Consider the following 18,679-nt stretch of genomic DNA (forward strand, 5'->3'; position numbering starts at 1 on the left):
CCAACCCGACCCCGAAAGTTTGCCCGACCCGGTCGCGCAAGAGGCCGTAGCCCCGGATGCCGCAGGCGACACCCCGCAAGAGCCAGCCGAGGCCACCGCCCCAGAAGCCGCCGCCACCCAGATCGTGACCGAAGCCGACCAACCCAGCGCATTGCCGACCACGTCTGCCCGCCCGCCCGCGCGCCCACCTGCACGGCAGCCAGATACGCCGGTGCAAACGGCCCAACCGGTCGAAGACCCAACCCCCACGCCCCCGGCCGCAGACACACCCGAGCCCGCGACCGATGATGGCGTCAACGCCGCCTTAGCGGAGGCCTTGGGCGGGCAAGACACCCCGTCAAGCGCACCAGCAGCCCCGCAGGGGCCACCGCTGACGTCGGGCGAAAAAGACGCGCTGCGCGTTGCGGTTCAGGCGTGTTGGAATGTTGGGTCGCTGTCGACGGATGCGCTGAACACAACCGTTATAGTCAATGTGGCGATGTCGCAGGATGGCAAGCCGGTGACCGGGTCCATTCGTATGGCGTCCAGTTCTGGTGGGACGGATCAAGCCGCCCGTCAGGCGTTTGAGGCGGCGCGCCGTGCGATCATTCGGTGTGGCGCACGCGGGTTCGATTTGCCCGTCGAAAAATATAGCCAATGGCAAGAAATTGAGATGACGTTCAATCCCGAAAGGATGCGGATCAAATGAGAGTTTTGGGACTTGTAATGGGTGCGGCTGTTGGCCTTGCTACTGTTCTGGCCACGCCCGTTGCGGCGCAAAGCGACGGCCCCTTGCGTATAGAAATCACCGAAGGGGTGATAGAACCGCTGCCCTTTGCCTTGCCGATTTTTGAGGCCGAAACGGCGGATGCAGGCGGGGTGGCGGCCCAGATCAGCCAGGTGGTTGCGGCCGATCTGTCGGGCACGGGGCTGTTTCGCGAGCTTCCTGCCGATGCGTTTATCAGCTCTGTGGCCAGTTTTGCCGCGCCCGTGCAATACGCCGACTGGAAGGCGATCAATGCGCAGGCGTTGATCACCGGTGCGGTGTCGGTGCAAGGCAATCAACTGGCGGTGAAATTCCGCCTCTATGATGTGTTTTCGGGCGCTGAAATGGGGTCGGGCTTGCAGTTCACCAGCACCGTAGACGGGTGGCGGCGCATGGCCCACAAGGTGGCCGACGCCGTGTATAGCCGGATCACCGGCGAAGGCGGGTATTTCGACAGCCGCGTGGTGTATGTGTCCGAAACCGGGGCCAAGGACGCGCGTCAAAAGCGGCTGGGGATCATGGATTACGACGGCGCGAACGTGCAGTTCTTGACGGACAGCAATGCGATTGTGCTGGCGCCACGGTTTTCGCCCACCGGCGACCGAGTGCTGTATACCAGCTATGAAACCGGTTTTCCGCGTATTTATGTGTTGGATGTGGGGTCCGCCCAACGGCGCGCGTTGGAAAATCAAGACGGCACCATGAGCTTTGCGCCCCGCTTTGCGCCGGATGGTCAGACGATTGTGTTTTCATTGAGCCAAGGCGGCAATACGGACATTTGGGCGATGAATGTGTCGGGGGGCGGGGCTGCGCGGCTGACCAGCGCACCGTCCATCGAAACCGCGCCCAGCTTTTCGCCTGACGGCAGCCAGATCGTGTTTGAGAGCGACCGCTCTGGGACGCAACAGTTGTATATCATGGCGGCAACCGGCGGGGAAGCGCGGCGTATTTCGTCGGGTCCGGGCCGGTACGGCACCCCGGTTTGGTCGCCGCGTGGTGATCTGATCGCGTTCACCAAACAAAACAGTGGCCGGTTTCACATTGGTGTCATGCGCACCGATGGATCCGAAGAACGGCTGCTGACGGCCTCGTTTCTGGACGAAGGCCCCACCTGGGCCCCCAACGGCCGTGTGATTATGTTTACCCGCGAAACCCAAGGCGAAGGTGGGCGGTCATCGCTTTATTCGGTGGACATATCGGGCCGCAACCTGCGCCCGGTACGGACCCCGGATGGGGGATCTGATCCGTCTTGGTCGCCGCTTTTGAAATGACCCGCGTTAACCCTTTTCCAAGGGGGCGGGGATGTGCTAAAACGTCAATAAAATAACGATAACACAGATTATACGAGGCAAAGAGCATGACACTCAAAGGTAAAATTATTCTTCTGGTTGCAGGGCTGGCGTTGGCGGCTTGTACCAACCCGGATCGTTTTGGTGCAGATGGCACAGGCGGCGGCATCGGCGGGGCCAATGGTGGGGTCATCGCGGGCAGTGCCAGCGACCCGACCTCTGCGGCCTATTTCAACCAGACGGTCGGTGACCGGGTGCTGTTTGCCGTGAATGTATCAAGCATTTCTGACGCCGGGCGCGTGGTTCTGGATGGGCAGGCGGCATGGTTGCTGTCGAATACCGATTTTACCGCGATCATCGAAGGCCACGCGGATGAACAGGGCACCCGCGAATACAACGTGGCCTTGGGTGCGCGCCGGGCGAATGCGGTGCGTGAGTATTTGGTATCACGCGGGGTGGCGGGCAACCGGTTGCGCACCGTCAGCTACGGCAAGGAACGCCCGTTGGAGATTTGCTCAAACGAGGCGTGCTATGCCCAAAACCGCCGCGCTGTGACCGTGCTGGCGGCTGGTTTGGCGGGCTAAGTTGATGCGCCGCTTTGCCACGCTTGCCGTTGTTGTCGCGTTGTTGCCCTTTGGGGCGGCGGCGCAAGACACACAGACCTTGGCGGATATCCGTCAGGAGATGACTGTGCTGTTCGTCGAAATCCAAAAGCTGCGGCGCGAATTGTCGACCACTGGTGCGCCGGCTGTAAACACCGGCGGCGATACAGCGCTGACGCGGATGACGGCCATCGAGACCGAGATGCAGCGGCTGACCGCACAGACCGAAGCGTTGGAGCTGCGCATTGACCGGATCGTGCAAGACGGCACCAATCGCCTTGGCGATCTGGAATTCCGTCTGGTAGAACTTGAGGGCGGCGATATCGGGGCACTGGGCGATACCAGCACGTTGGGTGGGGATATCCCCGCGACATCCCCCGCAGCGCCTGCAACCACCGTGCCTGACAGCGGCACGCAGCTTGCCGTGGGCGAAGAGGATGATTTCAAGGCGGCGCAGGCGGCCCTGACAAACGGCGAATTCCAGCGCGCAGCGGATCTTTTTGCGGCCTTCACGGCGACCTATCCGGGCGGGCCACTGGCGGCGGGCGCTGATCTGGGGCGGGGCGAAGCCCTCGAAGGGTTGGGCGACACGCGCGAGGCGGCACGCGCCTATCTGAGCAGTTTTAGCGTGGCTCCAACGGGCGCCGTTGCGCCGCAATCACTGTTCCGGCTTGGGCGGTCCTTGGGCAGTTTGGAGCAAGTGCAAGAGGCCTGCGTGACCTTGGGCGAGGTCGGTTTGCGCTTTCCCGATGACCCCGCAGCAGAACAGGCGCGCGCCGAACAGCAACGGTTGGGGTGTGGCTGACGCAACCCCTCACGATTTGGCGGCAGAGATTGCGGCGCAGTTGCGCCCTTTGCCCCCGGTTGATCTGGGTGTCGCGGTGTCGGGCGGCGGAGATTCCGTGGCGCTGTTGCACCTGCTGGATGATTTCGCCCGCACCCATGGCATCGCGTTGCATGTTATCACAATTGATCACGGGCTGCGCCCCGAAGCCGCCACCGAAGCCGTGCAGGTCGCGCAGCTGTGCCAGCATCTTGGGTGGCCCCATACCATAGCGCGGTGGACGGATTGGAACGGTCAGGGCAACCTGCAAAAAGCCGCCCGTGATGCGCGGTATCGCCTGATTGCAGACTGGGCCCGCGACACCGGGCTGAACACCGTCGCACTGGGCCACACGCTGGACGACCAAGCCGAAACTGTCTTGATGCGTCTGGGCCGTGGTGCGGGCGTGGATGGGTTGTCGGCCATGGCGCCTCGGCGGTTGTCGCAGGGGGTCACCTGGATACGGCCGTTGCTGTCTGTGTCACGAGATGCGCTGCGCCACGATCTGCAACGCCGCGGCGCCACATGGATCGACGACCCCAGCAACGAAGACACAAAATTTGACCGTGTGAAAATGCGCAAGGCGCTGGAATTGCTAGAACCTTTGGGTATCGACAAAACCGCGCTGGGGCAGGTGGCGTTTAACATGGCGCGTGCCCGAGACGCGCTTGGCTGGCAGGCGTTTCTGGATGCGCGACGGATTGCAACGACCCACGCCGGTGCCGTGCAGATCGACTGGCGCATCTACCGGACTTTACCTGACGAAACCGCGCGCCGCATTTTGATCAGTGCGATTCTGTGGATCAGCGGGTCGACCTACGGGCCGCGCCGGCGACCCGTGCTCAACCTGATCGAGGGGCTAAAGCACGGGACCGGCGGCACCGTTGATGGCTGTCAGGCATGGCGCAACAGGGACGCGCTGTGGATCGTTCGCGAACATCGGCCTGTGCGTGATCTGACCGGCCCTGCTGATGCGCTTTGGGACGGGCGCTGGCGTTTGTGGGGCGGTCCGTTACCAGCCGAGGCCGACGCAGATCTGCATGTGGCAGCTGTGGGGCCTGAAGGCATCACGTCTGTCCCAGATTGGCGCGCGACGGGTCTCCCACGGGAGGTTTTGATCTCTACGCCGGGGGTATGGCGGGGGGCGGAATTGGTCGCGGCCCCGTTGGCGGGATGGTCCAACGGATGGCAGGCTGAAATAATAGGCAACGAAGAAGGTTTCTTTGCCGCACTTTTAACGCATTGAACATACGTCACCAGTGTCTATCTTAGGCACGTGGTGTTATCATGTTGATCCGCACCACGCGCATATTTAGGAGAATTTCGTTGGGTAACGCACGCAACATCGCCTTTTGGGTCGTTCTGTTTCTTTTGATCCTGGCTCTGTTCAATCTGTTCAGCGGGCCGGGCAGCACGCTGCAAAGCCGTGAAATCAGCTATTCCGAGTTCGTCAACGCCGTTGAATCCGGTGACATCAGCAACGTAACGCTCGATGGAGAGCAAGTGCGTTTTCGTCAGGCAGACGGGACAGACTATGTCGCGATCAAGCCAGAAGACGCTGAAATCACAAGTCTTTTGATTGAAAACAACATTGCAGTGCGCGCCGAGCAACAACAGCAATCGGGGTTCCAGACCTTCTTGATGTCGCTGTTGCCCTTCTTGCTGCTGATCGGTGTCTGGATCTATTTCATGAACCGGATGCAGGGCGGCGGCAAAGGTGGCGCGATGGGGTTTGGCAAGTCCAAGGCCAAGATGCTGACCGAAAAGCATGGCCGCGTCACATTCGACGATGTTGCGGGAATCGATGAGGCCAAGGAAGAGCTGGAAGAGATCGTGGAGTTCCTGCGCAACCCACAGAAATTTAGCCGTTTGGGCGGTAAGATCCCCAAAGGCGCGCTGCTTGAGGGCCCTCCCGGTACCGGTAAAACACTGCTGGCGCGCGCAATTGCGGGCGAGGCGGGTGTGCCTTTCTTCACAATTTCGGGATCTGACTTTGTGGAAATGTTCGTTGGGGTGGGTGCATCTCGTGTCCGCGACATGTTCGAGCAAGCCAAGAAAAACGCACCCTGCATTGTGTTCATCGATGAAATCGACGCCGTCGGTCGCCACCGTGGCGCGGGCTATGGCGGGGGCAATGACGAACGCGAACAAACGCTCAACCAACTGCTGGTCGAGATGGACGGGTTTGAGGCCAACGAAGGCGTGATCATCATCGCTGCCACCAACCGCAAAGACGTGTTGGACCCGGCGCTGCTGCGCCCCGGCCGGTTTGACCGTCAGGTCACCGTGGGCAACCCTGACATCAAGGGCCGCGAGAAAATTCTTGGGGTGCATGCTCGTAAAACGCCGCTGGGCCCTGACGTTGATCTGCGCATTATCGCGCGCGGGACGCCTGGGTTTTCGGGTGCTGATCTGGCCAACCTCGTGAACGAAGCCGCATTGGGTGCCGCACGTGTGGGCCGCCGTTTCGTCACCATGATCGATTTTGAAAGTGCCAAAGACAAAATCATGATGGGCGCTGAGCGGCGTTCGATGGTGATGACGACCGAGCAAAAAGAGATGACCGCCTACCACGAGGCGGGGCACGCGTTGGTTGGTATCAAACTGCCCAAATGTGATCCGGTGTATAAGGCCACGATCATTCCGCGCGGCGGTGCTTTGGGTATGGTGATGAGCTTGCCCGAAATGGACCGGTTGAACATGTTCAAGGACGAATGCCACCAACGTCTGGCCATGACCATGGCCGGCAAGGCGGCAGAGATCCACAAATACGGGCCTGATGCGGTGTCCAACGGCCCTGCGGGCGATATTATGCAGGCGTCTGGTTTGGCGCGGGCGATGGTCTTGCGGTGGGGCATGTCGGACAAGGTCGGCAACATCGACTATTCCGAAGCCGCCGAAGGGTATCAGGGCAACACGGCGGGCTTCTCTGTGTCGGCCAACACCAAAGAACTGATCGAAGAAGAAGTGCACCGCTTTATCCAAGACGGGTATGAGTGGGCGTTGAAGATCATCACCGAACAAGAAGTTGAATTCGAACGACTGGCCCAAGGTTTGTTGGAATACGAAACACTGACCGGCGATGAAATCAAACGCGTCATGAACGGCGAGCCCCCTGTGCCGCCTGCGGGCGAGGATGACACATCTGACAACGGGTCTGCACCCAGCGTTGTTGGCATCCCCAAAGCCAAGGCAAAGGCCAAGAAAACCCCACCGGCGGATGGTGGGTTGGAGCCTGAACCGTCTGCGTGATCACGACCTTCGATATGACGATCACAAAACATCATGGGCCTCGCATCACGCGGGGCCTTTTCTTTTGTCGGTGGCTTTGGTTTCAATGCCCCTGCAACCCCTGAAAGGATCAGACCATGCCCGCACTTTTGCCGACACCCTTTACCGGCACCGTCACATGGCTGGGCCGTGTGACCGACAGCACTGCAACCTTGCGGGCCGAAACGTTGACCGCCACGCAGCTGGCGTTTGGGGGCATTGATGGCGACTGCCACGGCGGGCTGACGCGCCCGGCCTGTGTGCGCACCAAGGCGCAATACCCCCAAGGCACGGAAATCCGCAATGTGCGCCAGCTGTCGGTGCTGTCAGCCGAAGACCTGGATGCAATCGCGGCCGACATGGGGCTAGATGCGATTGATCCGGCGTGGCTGGGCGCGTCGATGGTCATTCAGGGTATCCCTGATTTTACCCACGTGCCGCCATCCTCGCGGTTGCAAATGCCCAGCGGCGCAAGCATCACCATTGATATGGAAAACCGGCCCTGCGTCTATCCGGGGCGTGAAATTGAAAAAGACCGCGCGGGGTTTGGCCCCAAGTTCAAACCCGCCGCCCAAGACCGGCGTGGCGTCACGGCGTGGGTCGAACGGGAGGGCCCCGTTGCCGTGGGCGACACCGTGACGTTGCACATCCCCGATCAACCGATCTGGGCGCATCTACCCGACGCCTGAACGTAGCATTCGTTTCCGAAAAGAAACGATCTGCGCGTGTCTCGCCGTTCCCGGCGGTGGAAATGTCGGAAACGTCCTTTTGCCTTTGGCGGGTCGCTCGTATGCAGGATATAGCAACACTGCCGTGCGCGGCGATCACAGGGGAACTTTCTATGGGCTATAAAACAGACATCGAAATCGCGCGCGCGGCGTCGAAATTGCCGATCCAGGATGTGGGTGCGAAACTGGGCATTTCCAGCGATGATCTGCTGCCCTACGGTCACGACAAGGCAAAGGTGTCGCAGTCGTTTATCAATTCGGTGCAGGACCGCCCGGATGGCAAGTTGATCCTTGTGACGGCGATCAACCCCACGCCTGCGGGCGAAGGCAAGACCACCACAACCGTTGGTCTGGGCGATGGTTTGAACCACATCGGCAAAAAGGCCGCGGTGTGTATCCGCGAGGCGTCGTTGGGGCCGAACTTTGGCATGAAGGGCGGTGCTGCGGGGGGTGGCTATGCGCAGGTCATCCCGATGGAAGACATGAACCTGCATTTCACCGGTGATTTCCACGCGATCACATCGGCGCATTCGTTGCTGTCTGCGATGATCGACAACCATATCTATTGGGGCAATGACCTCGAAATTGACACCCGCCGCGTTGTGTGGCGCCGGGTGGTCGATATGAACGACCGGGCGCTGCGCCAGATCACGGCGTCATTGGGTGGGGTCGCCAATGGCTTCCCGCGTGAGGCAGGGTTTGACATCACCGTGGCGTCTGAGGTGATGGCGATCTTGTGTTTGGCCAAGGATCTGACCGACCTTCAAAGCCGTTTGGGTGACATGATCGTCGCCTACCGCCGCGACCGGTCACCGGTGTTTGCGCGCGACATCAAGGCGGATGGCGCGATGACTGTGTTGCTGAAAGACGCGATGCAGCCCAACATTGTGCAAACCCTCGAAAACAACCCCGCCTTTGTGCACGGCGGCCCGTTTGCCAACATCGCGCACGGGTGCAATTCGGTGATCGCGACAACCACAGCGTTGAAATTGGCCGATTACGTAGTGACCGAAGCAGGCTTTGGCGCCGATTTGGGGGCCGAGAAATTCCTCAATATCAAGTGTCGCAAGGCGGGGCTTGCGCCGTCATGTGTGGTTGTGGTGGCCACCGTGCGCGCGATGAAGATGAACGGCGGCGTGGCCAAGGCCGATTTGGGCGCGGAAAACGTTGATGCGGTGAACAACGGCTGCGCCAACCTTGGGCGTCACATCGAAAACGTGAAATCCTTTGGGGTGCCGGTGGTGGTGGCGATCAACCATTTCGTCACGGATACCGATGCCGAGGTACAAGCCGTCAGGGACTATGTCGCCAGTCAGGGCGCCGAGGCGGTTTTGTCGCGCCACTGGGAGCTGGGTTCCGAAGGGTCGGCCGATCTAGCGCGCAAAGTGGTCGAGACCATCGAAAAAGGCACCGCCGATTTTGCACCGATCTACCCCGATGACATGGCGCTTGCCGACAAAATCAACACCATCGCGACCAAGATCTACCGGGCCGACGCGGCGGTGATGGATCAGAAGATCCTGACCCAGTTGAAGGACTGGGAAGATCAAGGATACGGCAACTTGCCGGTGTGTATGGCGAAAACGCAATATAGTTTTACCACTGATCCCAACGAACGGGGCGCACCCACCGGGTTTGATATCCCCGTGCGCGAGGTCCGGCTGAGCGCCGGTGCCGGGTTCGTGGTGGCCATTTGCGGCGAAATCATGACCATGCCCGGCCTGCCACGCGTGCCTTCGGCAGAAAACATCAAGCTGAACGCCGACGGGGATGTCGAAGGGCTGTTTTAATCGCTATTAAAAGACTGCGCGCAGCGGGATTGTGATTTGCCCGCTGCTTGCGCGCGCCCCAAGCTGGACGTAGAGCTAAATCAGGAGAGAAACCATGAAGATATTCGTTGCTGCATTTTTCGCACTGTTGATTGCCGGAAGCGTCGCGGCCCAAGAACGTTACGTGGGCTACTATTACCCCGAGATCACGTCGGAAGAGGTCTTCGACCGCATCGTACGTGAAAGCCCCGGCGCCAGCAAAGCCACGCGCGTAGACTTCATCAACGTTATGACATCGGCGCAGTTGGCAACGCCTGAAAGCCCGCGGTTTGTTTTCTTTTCCAAGGGTGCAGAGTCCAAAACGCTTATCTTGACGGCGCTGGATGACGATGTTTTTTCGACAATTTACCGCGCCCGCGCCATTCTCGCACAGCTGACTGTCAGCGTCCGCAAGGGTGGTTTCTTCCGGCAGGAAGATCTGCAATACGTCGCCACCTTCTATGATCTTTTGCATCTTTTGCAATTTGACGAACTGTTGATCACGGATGGCGAGAGCTGGACCCATAGGGTCGAATTTGTAAGGTAAGGAACGACCAAACATGTCTGCCAAAATCATCGATGGAAAAGCCTTTGCCGCCACTGTGCGCGGCAAAGTTGCACAGCATGTCGCGTCTCTCAAAGACGCGCATGGGATCACGCCGGGGCTGGCGGTTGTGTTGGTCGGCGAAGACCCAGCCAGCCAGGTTTACGTACGATCCAAGGGCAAGCTGACCGTCGAGGTGGGCATGAAATCGGTCGAACACAAGCTGGATGCGGATACGACGCAGGCTGATTTGTTGGCGATCATTGATCAGCTCAACACGGACCCGGCCATTCACGGCATTTTGGTGCAACTGCCCTTGCCCGATCATTTGAACGAAGATTTGGTCATCAACGCCATTGCGCCCGAAAAGGACGTGGATGGGTTTCATATTTCGAACGTGGGCCTGTTGGGCACGGGGCAAAAATCAATGGTGCCGTGCACGCCACTGGGGTGTTTGATGATGCTACGGGACTACCACGGCAGCCTGTCGGGGATGAACGCCGTTGTCATCGGGCGGTCAAATATTGTCGGCAAACCTATGGCGCAGTTGTTGTTGGGTGACAGCTGCACGGTGACGATTGCGCACAGCCGCACCAAGGACCTGCCGGACGTGGTGCGTGGTGCTGATATCGTTGTGGCCGCAGTGGGCCGGCCGCAGATGGTGCCGGGCGACTGGATCAAACCCGGCGCCACGGTGATTGACGTGGGCATCAACCGGCTAGATGCACCTGAACGTGGTCCGGGCAAGACACGTTTAGTTGGTGACGTTGATTACGACAGTTGCGCGGCCGTTGCCGGGGCGATTACGCCTGTGCCAGGCGGTGTGGGGCCAATGACGATTGCGTGCCTGTTGGCCAATACCGTCACCGCGTGTTGCCGCGCCAATGGTTTGCCAGAACCCGAAGGGCTGACGGCGTAACGCGTTAACTCGGCATGGGGATACAGACAGGCGCGGGCCCGGTGAGAATGGCGCGCGCGTTTGTACCCATCAACCCCGCCAGCGCGTCATTGGTGCTGCGCAGCCCGCCGGTGTAGGTGCCATAGGCGGGCAAAATCAGCCGGTGATCATCCACCAAAAACGCAGGCCGGGTGATGCGTCGCCCGCGCGTGTGCACCGTTGCCTTGGGGTGGTAATGACCCGAAACCTCGCCGGTCGGTGTGTGGCTGGCGATATGGCGAAAGGTCAGTGGGCCGACGGTTATATCATGCAGATGCGTGCCGCCAAGATCCATCGGGCCTGGGTCGTGGTTGCCTTCGATCCAAACCCAATGCCGCCCGGCTTGTAGTTTTACGATCTCTAGCCGTTCGGGGGTGGGCAGGGATGCCGCCGCCGCCCCATCATCAAAACTATCGCCCAGGCAAATCACCTGGCGCGCATCGGTCTGCGCCAGATCAGCGGCCAACCGGTAGAGCGTATCGCGCGTTTCATAGGGGGGCAGGGCCTGCCCGCCACGGCGCGCGACCCGTTCAGATTTGCCCAGATGCAGGTCGGACACGCACAACAGCCCGTGGTCCGGCCACCACAACGCCCCGGACCCCAGTGCCCGCAACGTGGCCCCTGCAAAGGTAAAATCATAGTGGTTCATGAAATTGACATCGCGCATGTCAGGGCGATGCGCAACGGGGTGCGGGGTCAAAGGCCTGCGTCTTGCATTAGGCGGGCGGCCTCTTGCGCCAATAGTTTTTCTTCGGCGGCACCTTTGACGGGCACGCGCCCGGCTTCCAGCAACATCGGCGCCGCCAGCGGGCTGACGCGCTTCAACGTCACGTGGTCTATGCGCCCGTTGATCCGCCGCGCCATTTCTTCGATGCGGCCAAAATCGACCAACCCGCGCAGGGCCTCTTGGCGGGTGATGTCCAACAGCAAATGATCAGGGTCGTATTTGTGCAGCGTGTCATACAAGATATCTGAACTGAAGGTGGCCTGCCGCCCGTTTTTGCGCGCCGAAGGCGTGTTGCGCTGGATCAGCCCGGCAATCGTGGCGCTGGCGCGAAAGGTGCGTTTCATCACCGCATTGCCCGCCAGCCAAGTGTCGAGCCCGTCTTGCAGGGTGGCCAGATCAAACAGCGGGCCGGGGGCCTCTAGCCGGTCCAGACCCCAGATCAATGTGGCGTAGTCAGTGGCCACAAACCCCATGGGGTTCAGGCCCATTTCTTCCATCCGTTTGGTCAGCAAAAGCCCCAATGTCTGCTGACCGTTGCGCCCTGCAAACCCATACACTACCGTTTGTTCGCGCCCATCGTGCGCGAAGCTTTCGATCAACAGGCGGCCCGGTTTGGGCAGCTGGCTGACCTCGCGTTGCAAGGTCAACCACTGGGCGGTGTGGGCGGGCAATTCGGGCCAGCTGTCGCGTTGAAATATGTCGATCACCCGCGCGCAAAGCTGCGTGGAGGTGGCGAATTTTGTCCCCATAAAGGTCGCGATCTTGGGTTTTTTGGCGGCATTGCGGCTGACCTCGACGGTCATCTCGCGCAGCCCTTCGTACCGCACGATCTGCCCACCAATCAGAAACGTATCGCCGGGGGTCAGCGTCGCGGCAAAGCTCTCTTCGATCTCGCCCAATGGTTTGCCGCCACGGTTGCGTTTTAGGCGCACCTTTAATGTGTCGGTGTCTTGGATGGTGCCGATGTTCATCCGAATAACGCGGGCGCTGCGCGGATCGCGCAAATGCCATTGGCCATCGGGGCGCTGGTGCAGGCGTTGCCATTGATCATAGGCGCGCAGGGCATAGCCGCCGGTGGCGCAAAATTCGAGGCAGGCGTTAAATTCGGCGCGGGTCAGGGTGGCGTAGGCGCCCACCGATGTGATTTCTTGAAACAAGGCATCGGCGTCAAACGGGCCTGCGGCGGCGGTGATCAGGATGTGTTGGCACACCACATCGCGGGGGCCGGGGCCGCGCGCCTCGCCGTCTAACGTACCCATGCGTACGGCATCAAGGGCCGCCATGCATTCCACCACCTCAAATTGATTGGCAGGGACCAAAAGCGCCTTGGACGGGGCGTTGTAGCGGTGATTGGCCCGCCCAATACGTTGCACCAACCGTTTGACGTTTTTGGGCGCGCCGATCTGGATCACCAGATCTACACTGCCCCAATCGATCCCCAGATCGAGACTGCCGGTGCATACAATCGCCCGCAGGTCACCGCGCACCATCGCGGCCTCTACCCGGTCGCGTTGCAGCCGGTCCAGCGACCCGTGGTGGATGCCAACGGGCAGGCTGTCTTCATTGGCAAGCCACAGGTTGTGAAAGAAAATTTCGGCCTGCGCGCGGGTGTTGTGAAAGATCAACGTGGTGGTGTGTTGGCGGATTTGGTCCAGCACGGCAGGGATCGCATAGGCGGCCCCCCCACCAGACCAAGGCGGCGGTGTGTCGGTTGTCAGCATCGCAATATCGGGCGGCGGGCCGGGGTTGGCCATCAGGATCTCGCAGGGGTCGGGGTGGCGCGCAAGGCCATGCGCGATGGCGTCTGGGTCTTCGACTGTAGCCGACAACCCCACCCGGCGCAGGTCGGGGCACAACTGTTGCAACCGGCTTAGGGCCAACATCAGCTGATCGCCGCGTTTGCTTTCGGCCAGCGCATGGATTTCATCGACCACCACCCGTTTGAGCCCTTTGAACATGCGCGGCGCGTCACTGTAGGAAGTCAGCAACGCAAGGCTTTCGGGGGTGGTTAGCAGAATATGAGGCGGGTCGGCGCGCTGGCGCTTTTTGCGGCTGGCGGGGGTGTCACCGGTGCGGTCTTCGATGCGAATGGGCAGGCCCATTTCGGTGACAGGGGTTGTCAGGTTGCGTTTGATATCAGCCGCCAACGCCTTGAGCGGCGAAATATACAGCGTGTGCAACCCATCATGTGGCGCTTGCGCCAGATCCACCAAGGTGGGCAAAAACCCGGCAAGCGTTTTGCCCCCACCCGTGGGCGCGATCAACAACAGCGCAGGCGCCTCAGCACGGTCCAACATCTGTTGCTGGTGGGGGTGGATGGTCCAGCCTTTGGCGGCGAACCAATCGCGAAAATGTTGCGGCAGGCAAGGCATATATCGCAAGATAGCGGGCATGATTTTAAGGACCAGCCCATATGACGCGGTATTTCGACATTTGCGCCCCACGCGGTGCATTTTAGTCAGACGACGCGGGGCGACTACATCACAGGTTGTGCTGCGGGCCGAACCGGGGGATGTTGCCCTAGCTTTGGCGGGGTTTAGCGGCCTTTGTGGTGAACTCAGACAGAAAGGTCGGCCCTGACCATGTTGATCGCTCATATCTCGGACATGCACGTGTTTGCTGATGCACCCGAAAGCGCGTTGGTGCGTCTTGATGCGGCGCAGGCCGCGCGCAAAATCGTTGCAGATGTGGCCGCGCATGAGCCTGCCTTTGATGCGGTGGTGTTGACCGGCGATTTGGCCGATGGTGGGTCGGCGGCAGATTACGCATTGATCCGCGATATCCTTGCACCGTTGCAGATGCCGGTGTTCGCCGTCCCGGGAAACCACGACACCCGCGCGGGGTTGCGCGCGGCGTTTGCTGGCACCATGCCGTTTGGGCCGGGGCCCACGTTGGACTACGAGGCGCAGGTTGGGGGCATGCGTCTTCTGGCGCTTGATACCTTGGTCGAAGGCCATGTGCATGGGGCCTTGACCCCCGCGCAGATCGATTGGCTTGCAGGCCGGTTGGCCGTTCAGGTCCCGACGATCATTGCGATGCACCACCCGCCGTTCCCCTCCGGGGTGCCGACGTTTGATACTATGGCGTTGGTCGACGGGCGCGCCGAAATGGGGCGGCTGGTCGCGGATTTCCATGCGCCGCTGGTCATTTTGACGGGGCATATTCACCGCCCGTTTCATGCGCTCTGGCAGGGTGCGTTGTGCCAAGTGGGTGGTGGCCCGGCCTTTCAACAAGCGCTGGATCTGCGGCCAGATGCCCCCGAGCCCGCCCGCGTGGATGAACCCTACGCCTATTTCATCGTGCACCAAGACCCGCAAACCGCCATGGTTATTCATAAAAGATATGTTGCTTTGTAATGGCCACCCTAGGCGCCGATCCCGTCAAGACAGGTGTCTGCAGGGCGGCATGCACAAGCGAATGACATGATATAACATTATGATATTGATGTAATATTTTCTTGTACCCCTGCCGCGCATGCGTGCCAAAATCCACAACGATGGCATTTTTTGCCTAAAAAATGCGCACTTTCCCTGCGGTATCTTGTGGCTAACCCGATGCGTCGTGTCAGAGGTATTGACAGGTGCCCTGATCCGCGTGCAGCCTAGTCTTAACATTTGGTCAAACGCCAAGCTGGCATTCACGCCCCGTACCCCGATCTCCTGCAAGAGGTCGGTGCGGGGCTTTTTTTATTTCGAGGGCATGTGAAAAAACGCGAAATTCAGATTGGGCTGCTGTTGTCGCGTTCGGGGACGTATGCGTTGATCTCTGAGGCGTGCCGCGCGGGGGCGTTGGCCGCGATCGCCCAGATCAATGCCGATCCAGATCTGGATTTCACGTTGCAGACGGTAGAACGCGACCCCGAAGGCAACATTGACCGCTACGACCCGCTGTGCCGCGAAATCTTGGCCGAAACAGGCGCCCGTCATGTTGTGGGCTGTGTCACCTCCTGGAGCCGCAAAGAGATCATCCCCACGCTGGAACGCGCAGGTGCGACGCTGTGGTATTCGGTGCCCTATGAAGGGTTCGAGGCGTCGGATCATGTGGTGTATACTCATGCCTGCCCCAATCAACATCTGCTGCCGCTATTGGGTTGGGCGCTCCCAACCTACGGCAAACGGGCCTATTTGGTCGGGTCGAATTATATCTGGGGTTGGGAAATGAACCGCCTTGCGCGGGCAGAGGTCATGCGCCACGGCGGCGAGATTTTGGGCGAACGGTATCTGCCCATGGGGTCTTCCGACGTCGAGATGATGATCCGTGAAATCGCCCAGACACGCCCTGATTTCATCCTCAATTCGTTGATCGGCCCGTCGCAATACGCCTTTGTCGCCGCCTATCGTGAATTGGGTCAATCCGACCCGCATTTCCTGCCACAAAACTGTCCGGTAATGTCGTGTAACCTGACGGAATGTGAATTGCCCGCAATGGGGGATGCCGCCGAAGGATTGGTGTCGGCGGGGCCGTATTTTCAGGGCGCGCAAGGGTGGCCCAGAGGGGCGGGGTTTAAAACCTCGCTTGAGGCGGCGACCTACACGGGGGTGTGCGAATTGGCGCGGTTATTGAGCTTGGCGCCGCATGCCGAAACGCTCAGCCTGGCAGATCTGTTGCAACTGGACGGCGCGGGGCAGGGGATCATTGACCCCCAAACCCACCACACCCGGCTGCCCGTTTTAATCGGCCAGGTCGAAAACGGCGGCTTTGCGTTGCGCCGGCAATTCGCGCCGATCATGGGTGACCCGTACTTGTCGCGTGGGCATGACGTGCCGCCCAGCCTGCGTGTGGTGTCATGACGCGGCGCGTGTCCTTTCAGGAATTAGGCGGGGCGCATGCGTTTGTGTTGCACCGCGATCACGCAATGCTGCGCAATTTGTCGCGGCAACTTGGAGCGATTGGGCTGCGTGTATCGACCTGTTGGCCAGTGCTGGATGCAGGCGCGCTGGGGGCGGATTTCGTGTTTTTCGATGCGGACATGGGCCATGATGAGCAATTCCCTTGGCCGCCCGGACGGGCACCCATGCCGATGATAGCCTTGATCGGCAGCGAGGCGCCGGGCCGTATTGATTGGGCGCTGTCGGCGGGTGCGGATGCGCAGCTTCTCAAACCGATTGGTGACAGCGGTGTTTATAGCGCGCTGTTGATCGCACGGGCGGCGAATGATGCGCGCAAGGCGTTGCTCGATGACAATGCAGCGCTGCGCCACCGGCTCAACGAACGCCAAACCGTCGTGCGCGCGGTGAATTTTCTAATGGTGGGCGGTGTCGACGAAGATGCGGCTTACGACCGGCTGCGGCGCATCGCGATGGACGCACGCATCAGCTTTGAGGACGCCGCCCAACAGGTGGTGGCCCGACATTTGCACAAAGGGGATCTGCATGGCCAATTTGACCGTCGAGGCTGATACTTTCCCATCTGAACCGGGCCCGTGGCGGCGGTTACTGCGCCGCAAACTGGCGGTGTTTGGCCTGTTGCTGATCGTGGTGGTGGTGGGGGGCGCGCTGCTGGCTCCGGTGGTTGCGCCCTACGCGCCCAACGATCAGCACTTTGAAGGTTTGACGTTGCAGGGCGCGCCCCTGCCGCCGGGGGCGGATTTCCCGTTGGGGACGGATCTGTTGGGCCGCGATTTGCTGTCCCGTATCCTTTATGGCGCGCGAACGTCGTTGATCATTGGTGTCGTAGCGAACGGTTTGGCGTTGATCATCGGTACCGTCATTGGCGTCACCGCAGGGTACATGCGGGGTTGGGTGGGCACGATCCTGATGCGGTTCACCGACCTGATGATGGCGTTTCCCGCCCTGTTGCTGGCGATCTGTCTGGCCGCGATTTTTCAGCCATCCCTGTGGATTGTCGCGATGGTGATTGCCTTGGTCAATTGGGTGCAAACCGCGCGGGTGATCTATACGGAAACGACCTCGCTGGCCGAACGTGATTTCATCGCCGCCGAAAAGACACTGGGGGCCGGTACGGGCCGCATTTTGCTAACTCATATCCTGCCGCATCTGGTGCCCACGTTGATCGTATGGGGGACGTTGGGCATTTCCACGACCGTATTGCTTGAAGCAACGCTTAGCTTTTTGGGCGTTGGCGTGCAGCCACCCACCCCGTCGTGGGGCAATATTATATTCGAAAACCAGACCTATTTTCAGGCGGCCCCGTGGTTGGTATTTTTCCCCGGTTTGGCGATCTTGACGTTGGCGTTGGCGTTTAATCTGGTGGGGGATGCCTTGCGCGATGTGCTCGACCCAACACAAAGGGGGCGCGGCTGATGTTGGCGTATCTCGCGCGCCGTTTGGTGCAGGCGGTGCTGATCTTGTTGGGGGTGTCGTTCATCACCTTTGTGTTGCTGTATGTGCTGCCCGCAGATCCGGTGCGCCAGATCGCAGGCCGGTCGGCCACGCCGCAAACGGTCGAAAACATCCGCGCGCAACTGGGGTTGGATCAGCCGTTTTTCGTGCAATACCTGCGCTATCTGTCGGGGCTGGTGCAGGGCGACATGGGGCGTAGCTACCTGCAAAAAACCCAAGTGAGCGAATTGATCGCGGCGCGTCTGCCGGCCACTTTGTTGCTGATGGGCGCCGGGATCGCGTGCGAGTTGGTGATCGGGCTTAGCATGGGCGTGGCGGCGGCGCTCAAACGCGAACGGCCTTTGGATCAGACGTTGATGATCACGTCGTTTGTCGCGGTTTCGGCCCCACAATTCGTGGTGTCCTTGCTGTTGTTGTATGTCTTTGCGGTGCAGTTGGGCTGGTTCCCTATAGGCGGGTACGGCACGGCGGCGCATGTGGTGTTGCCAGCGGTGGCATTGGGGATCATGGGGTCGGGCTGGTACAGCCGGATGATGCGGTCTTCGATGATCGACGTGCTGCGGCAGGATTTCATCCGCACCGCCCGCGCCAAGGGCCTAAGCCGCAGCCGGATCATTTTACGCCATGCTTTGCCCAACGCCATCCTGCCGGTGATCGCCATGATCGGTATCGATATTGGTATCTTTATGGGCGGTTTGGTCGTGGTCGAAAGCGTCTTTGGCTGGCCCGGCATTGGCCAACTGGCGTGGCAGGCGATCCAACGTGTCGACATCCCGATTATCATGGGCGTCACACTGGTGACGGCCTGCGCCATCGTGCTGGGCAATCTGATCGCTGATCTGGTGACCCCCCTGATTGATCCGCGCATCAAGCTGCGGTGACGTGACTTTAAAATTCAACAAGG

Annotated in this window: 16 protein-coding genes and 1 pseudogene; 15 read left to right on the top strand and 2 right to left on the bottom strand. The window is 60.3% G+C overall.

Translation table 11 applies throughout. The annotated features are described in order from the left end of the window. The 10 genes and pseudogenes from ABJH13_RS13870 to folD all read left to right on the top strand — a co-directional run. A pseudogene (locus ABJH13_RS13870) lies at positions 1 to 688 on the top strand (energy transducer TonB); the annotation flags it as partial. Further along, positions 685 to 2,016: a Tol-Pal system beta propeller repeat protein TolB gene (tolB, locus tag ABJH13_RS13875; RefSeq protein ID WP_348406814.1), complete on the top strand. Its 1,332-nt coding sequence runs from the start codon at positions 685 to 687 to the stop codon at positions 2,014 to 2,016. The pseudogene ABJH13_RS13870 and the gene tolB, both read left to right, overlap by 4 nt. Before the next feature lie 86 nt (positions 2,017 to 2,102). Beyond that, entirely contained in the window at positions 2,103 to 2,618 is a 516-nt protein-coding gene (pal, locus tag ABJH13_RS13880; RefSeq protein ID WP_348406815.1) for a peptidoglycan-associated lipoprotein Pal, read from the top strand. A gap of 4 nt (positions 2,619 to 2,622) precedes the next feature. Continuing rightward, entirely contained in the window at positions 2,623 to 3,441 is an 819-nt protein-coding gene (locus ABJH13_RS13885; RefSeq protein WP_348406816.1) for a tetratricopeptide repeat protein, read from the top strand. Further along, entirely contained in the window at positions 3,434 to 4,705 is a 1,272-nt protein-coding gene (tilS, locus tag ABJH13_RS13890) for a tRNA lysidine(34) synthetase TilS (RefSeq protein ID WP_348406817.1), read from the top strand. Before ABJH13_RS13885 ends, tilS begins: the two co-directional genes overlap by 8 nt. 80 nt (positions 4,706 to 4,785) lie before the next feature. Next, positions 4,786 to 6,711 carry an ATP-dependent zinc metalloprotease FtsH gene (gene ftsH, locus ABJH13_RS13895; protein WP_348406818.1) on the top strand — a complete coding sequence of 642 codons (1,926 nt, stop codon included), beginning with the start codon at positions 4,786 to 4,788 and terminating at the stop codon, positions 6,709 to 6,711. A 116-nt stretch (positions 6,712 to 6,827) separates the two neighbouring features. Continuing rightward, positions 6,828 to 7,418 carry an MOSC domain-containing protein gene (locus ABJH13_RS13900; protein ID WP_348406819.1) on the top strand — a complete coding sequence of 197 codons (591 nt, stop codon included), beginning with the start codon at positions 6,828 to 6,830 and terminating at the stop codon, positions 7,416 to 7,418. Positions 7,419 to 7,570: 152 nt separating this feature from the next. Then, positions 7,571 to 9,247: a formate--tetrahydrofolate ligase gene (locus ABJH13_RS13905; protein WP_348406820.1), complete on the top strand. Its 1,677-nt coding sequence runs from the start codon at positions 7,571 to 7,573 to the stop codon at positions 9,245 to 9,247. Between the two features lie 94 nt (positions 9,248 to 9,341). After that, positions 9,342 to 9,812 (top strand): hypothetical protein, encoded by a 471-nt coding sequence (locus tag ABJH13_RS13910; protein WP_348406821.1) that lies wholly within the window; start codon positions 9,342 to 9,344, stop codon positions 9,810 to 9,812. A gap of 13 nt (positions 9,813 to 9,825) precedes the next feature. Next, complete coding sequence (gene folD / locus ABJH13_RS13915) at positions 9,826 to 10,728, top strand: bifunctional methylenetetrahydrofolate dehydrogenase/methenyltetrahydrofolate cyclohydrolase FolD (RefSeq protein ID WP_348406822.1); 903 nt, start codon at positions 9,826 to 9,828, stop codon at positions 10,726 to 10,728. A 4-nt stretch (positions 10,729 to 10,732) separates the two neighbouring features. On the opposite strand, the gene pdeM is transcribed toward folD, so the two are convergent. Continuing rightward, a complete protein-coding gene (gene pdeM / locus ABJH13_RS13920) occupies positions 10,733 to 11,395 on the bottom strand; it encodes a ligase-associated DNA damage response endonuclease PdeM (protein WP_348407003.1) in 663 nt (220 codons plus the stop codon). Between the two features lie 47 nt (positions 11,396 to 11,442). After that, a complete protein-coding gene (locus ABJH13_RS13925) occupies positions 11,443 to 13,845 on the bottom strand; it encodes a ligase-associated DNA damage response DEXH box helicase (RefSeq protein WP_348407004.1) in 2,403 nt (800 codons plus the stop codon). A 210-nt stretch (positions 13,846 to 14,055) separates the two neighbouring features. Between ABJH13_RS13925 and ABJH13_RS13930 the strand changes: the two genes are divergently transcribed. The 5 genes from ABJH13_RS13930 (at position 14,056) to ABJH13_RS13950 (ending at position 18,656) form a co-directional block, all read left to right on the top strand. Further along, the gene (locus ABJH13_RS13930; RefSeq protein ID WP_348406823.1) at positions 14,056 to 14,829 is read left to right on the top strand and encodes a metallophosphoesterase; all 774 of its coding nucleotides are present in this window, start codon (positions 14,056 to 14,058) and stop codon (positions 14,827 to 14,829) included. A 345-nt stretch (positions 14,830 to 15,174) separates the two neighbouring features. Then, the gene (locus ABJH13_RS13935) at positions 15,175 to 16,263 is read left to right on the top strand and encodes a transporter substrate-binding protein (RefSeq protein ID WP_348406824.1); all 1,089 of its coding nucleotides are present in this window, start codon (positions 15,175 to 15,177) and stop codon (positions 16,261 to 16,263) included. Beyond that, positions 16,260 to 16,871 (top strand): ANTAR domain-containing protein, encoded by a 612-nt coding sequence (locus ABJH13_RS13940; protein WP_348406825.1) that lies wholly within the window; start codon positions 16,260 to 16,262, stop codon positions 16,869 to 16,871. Before ABJH13_RS13935 ends, ABJH13_RS13940 begins: the two co-directional genes overlap by 4 nt. After that, positions 16,846 to 17,736 carry an ABC transporter permease gene (locus ABJH13_RS13945; protein ID WP_348406826.1) on the top strand — a complete coding sequence of 297 codons (891 nt, stop codon included), beginning with the start codon at positions 16,846 to 16,848 and terminating at the stop codon, positions 17,734 to 17,736. The genes ABJH13_RS13940 and ABJH13_RS13945 overlap by 26 nt, the downstream gene beginning before the upstream one ends. Further along, positions 17,736 to 18,656 (top strand): ABC transporter permease, encoded by a 921-nt coding sequence (locus ABJH13_RS13950; protein WP_348406827.1) that lies wholly within the window; start codon positions 17,736 to 17,738, stop codon positions 18,654 to 18,656. Before ABJH13_RS13945 ends, ABJH13_RS13950 begins: the two co-directional genes overlap by 1 nt. The last annotated feature ends 23 nt before the right edge of the window (positions 18,657 to 18,679 follow it).

The sequence above is a fragment of the Roseobacter sp. genome, assembly GCF_039970775.1.
Taxonomy (GTDB): domain Bacteria; phylum Pseudomonadota; class Alphaproteobacteria; order Rhodobacterales; family Rhodobacteraceae; genus Roseobacter.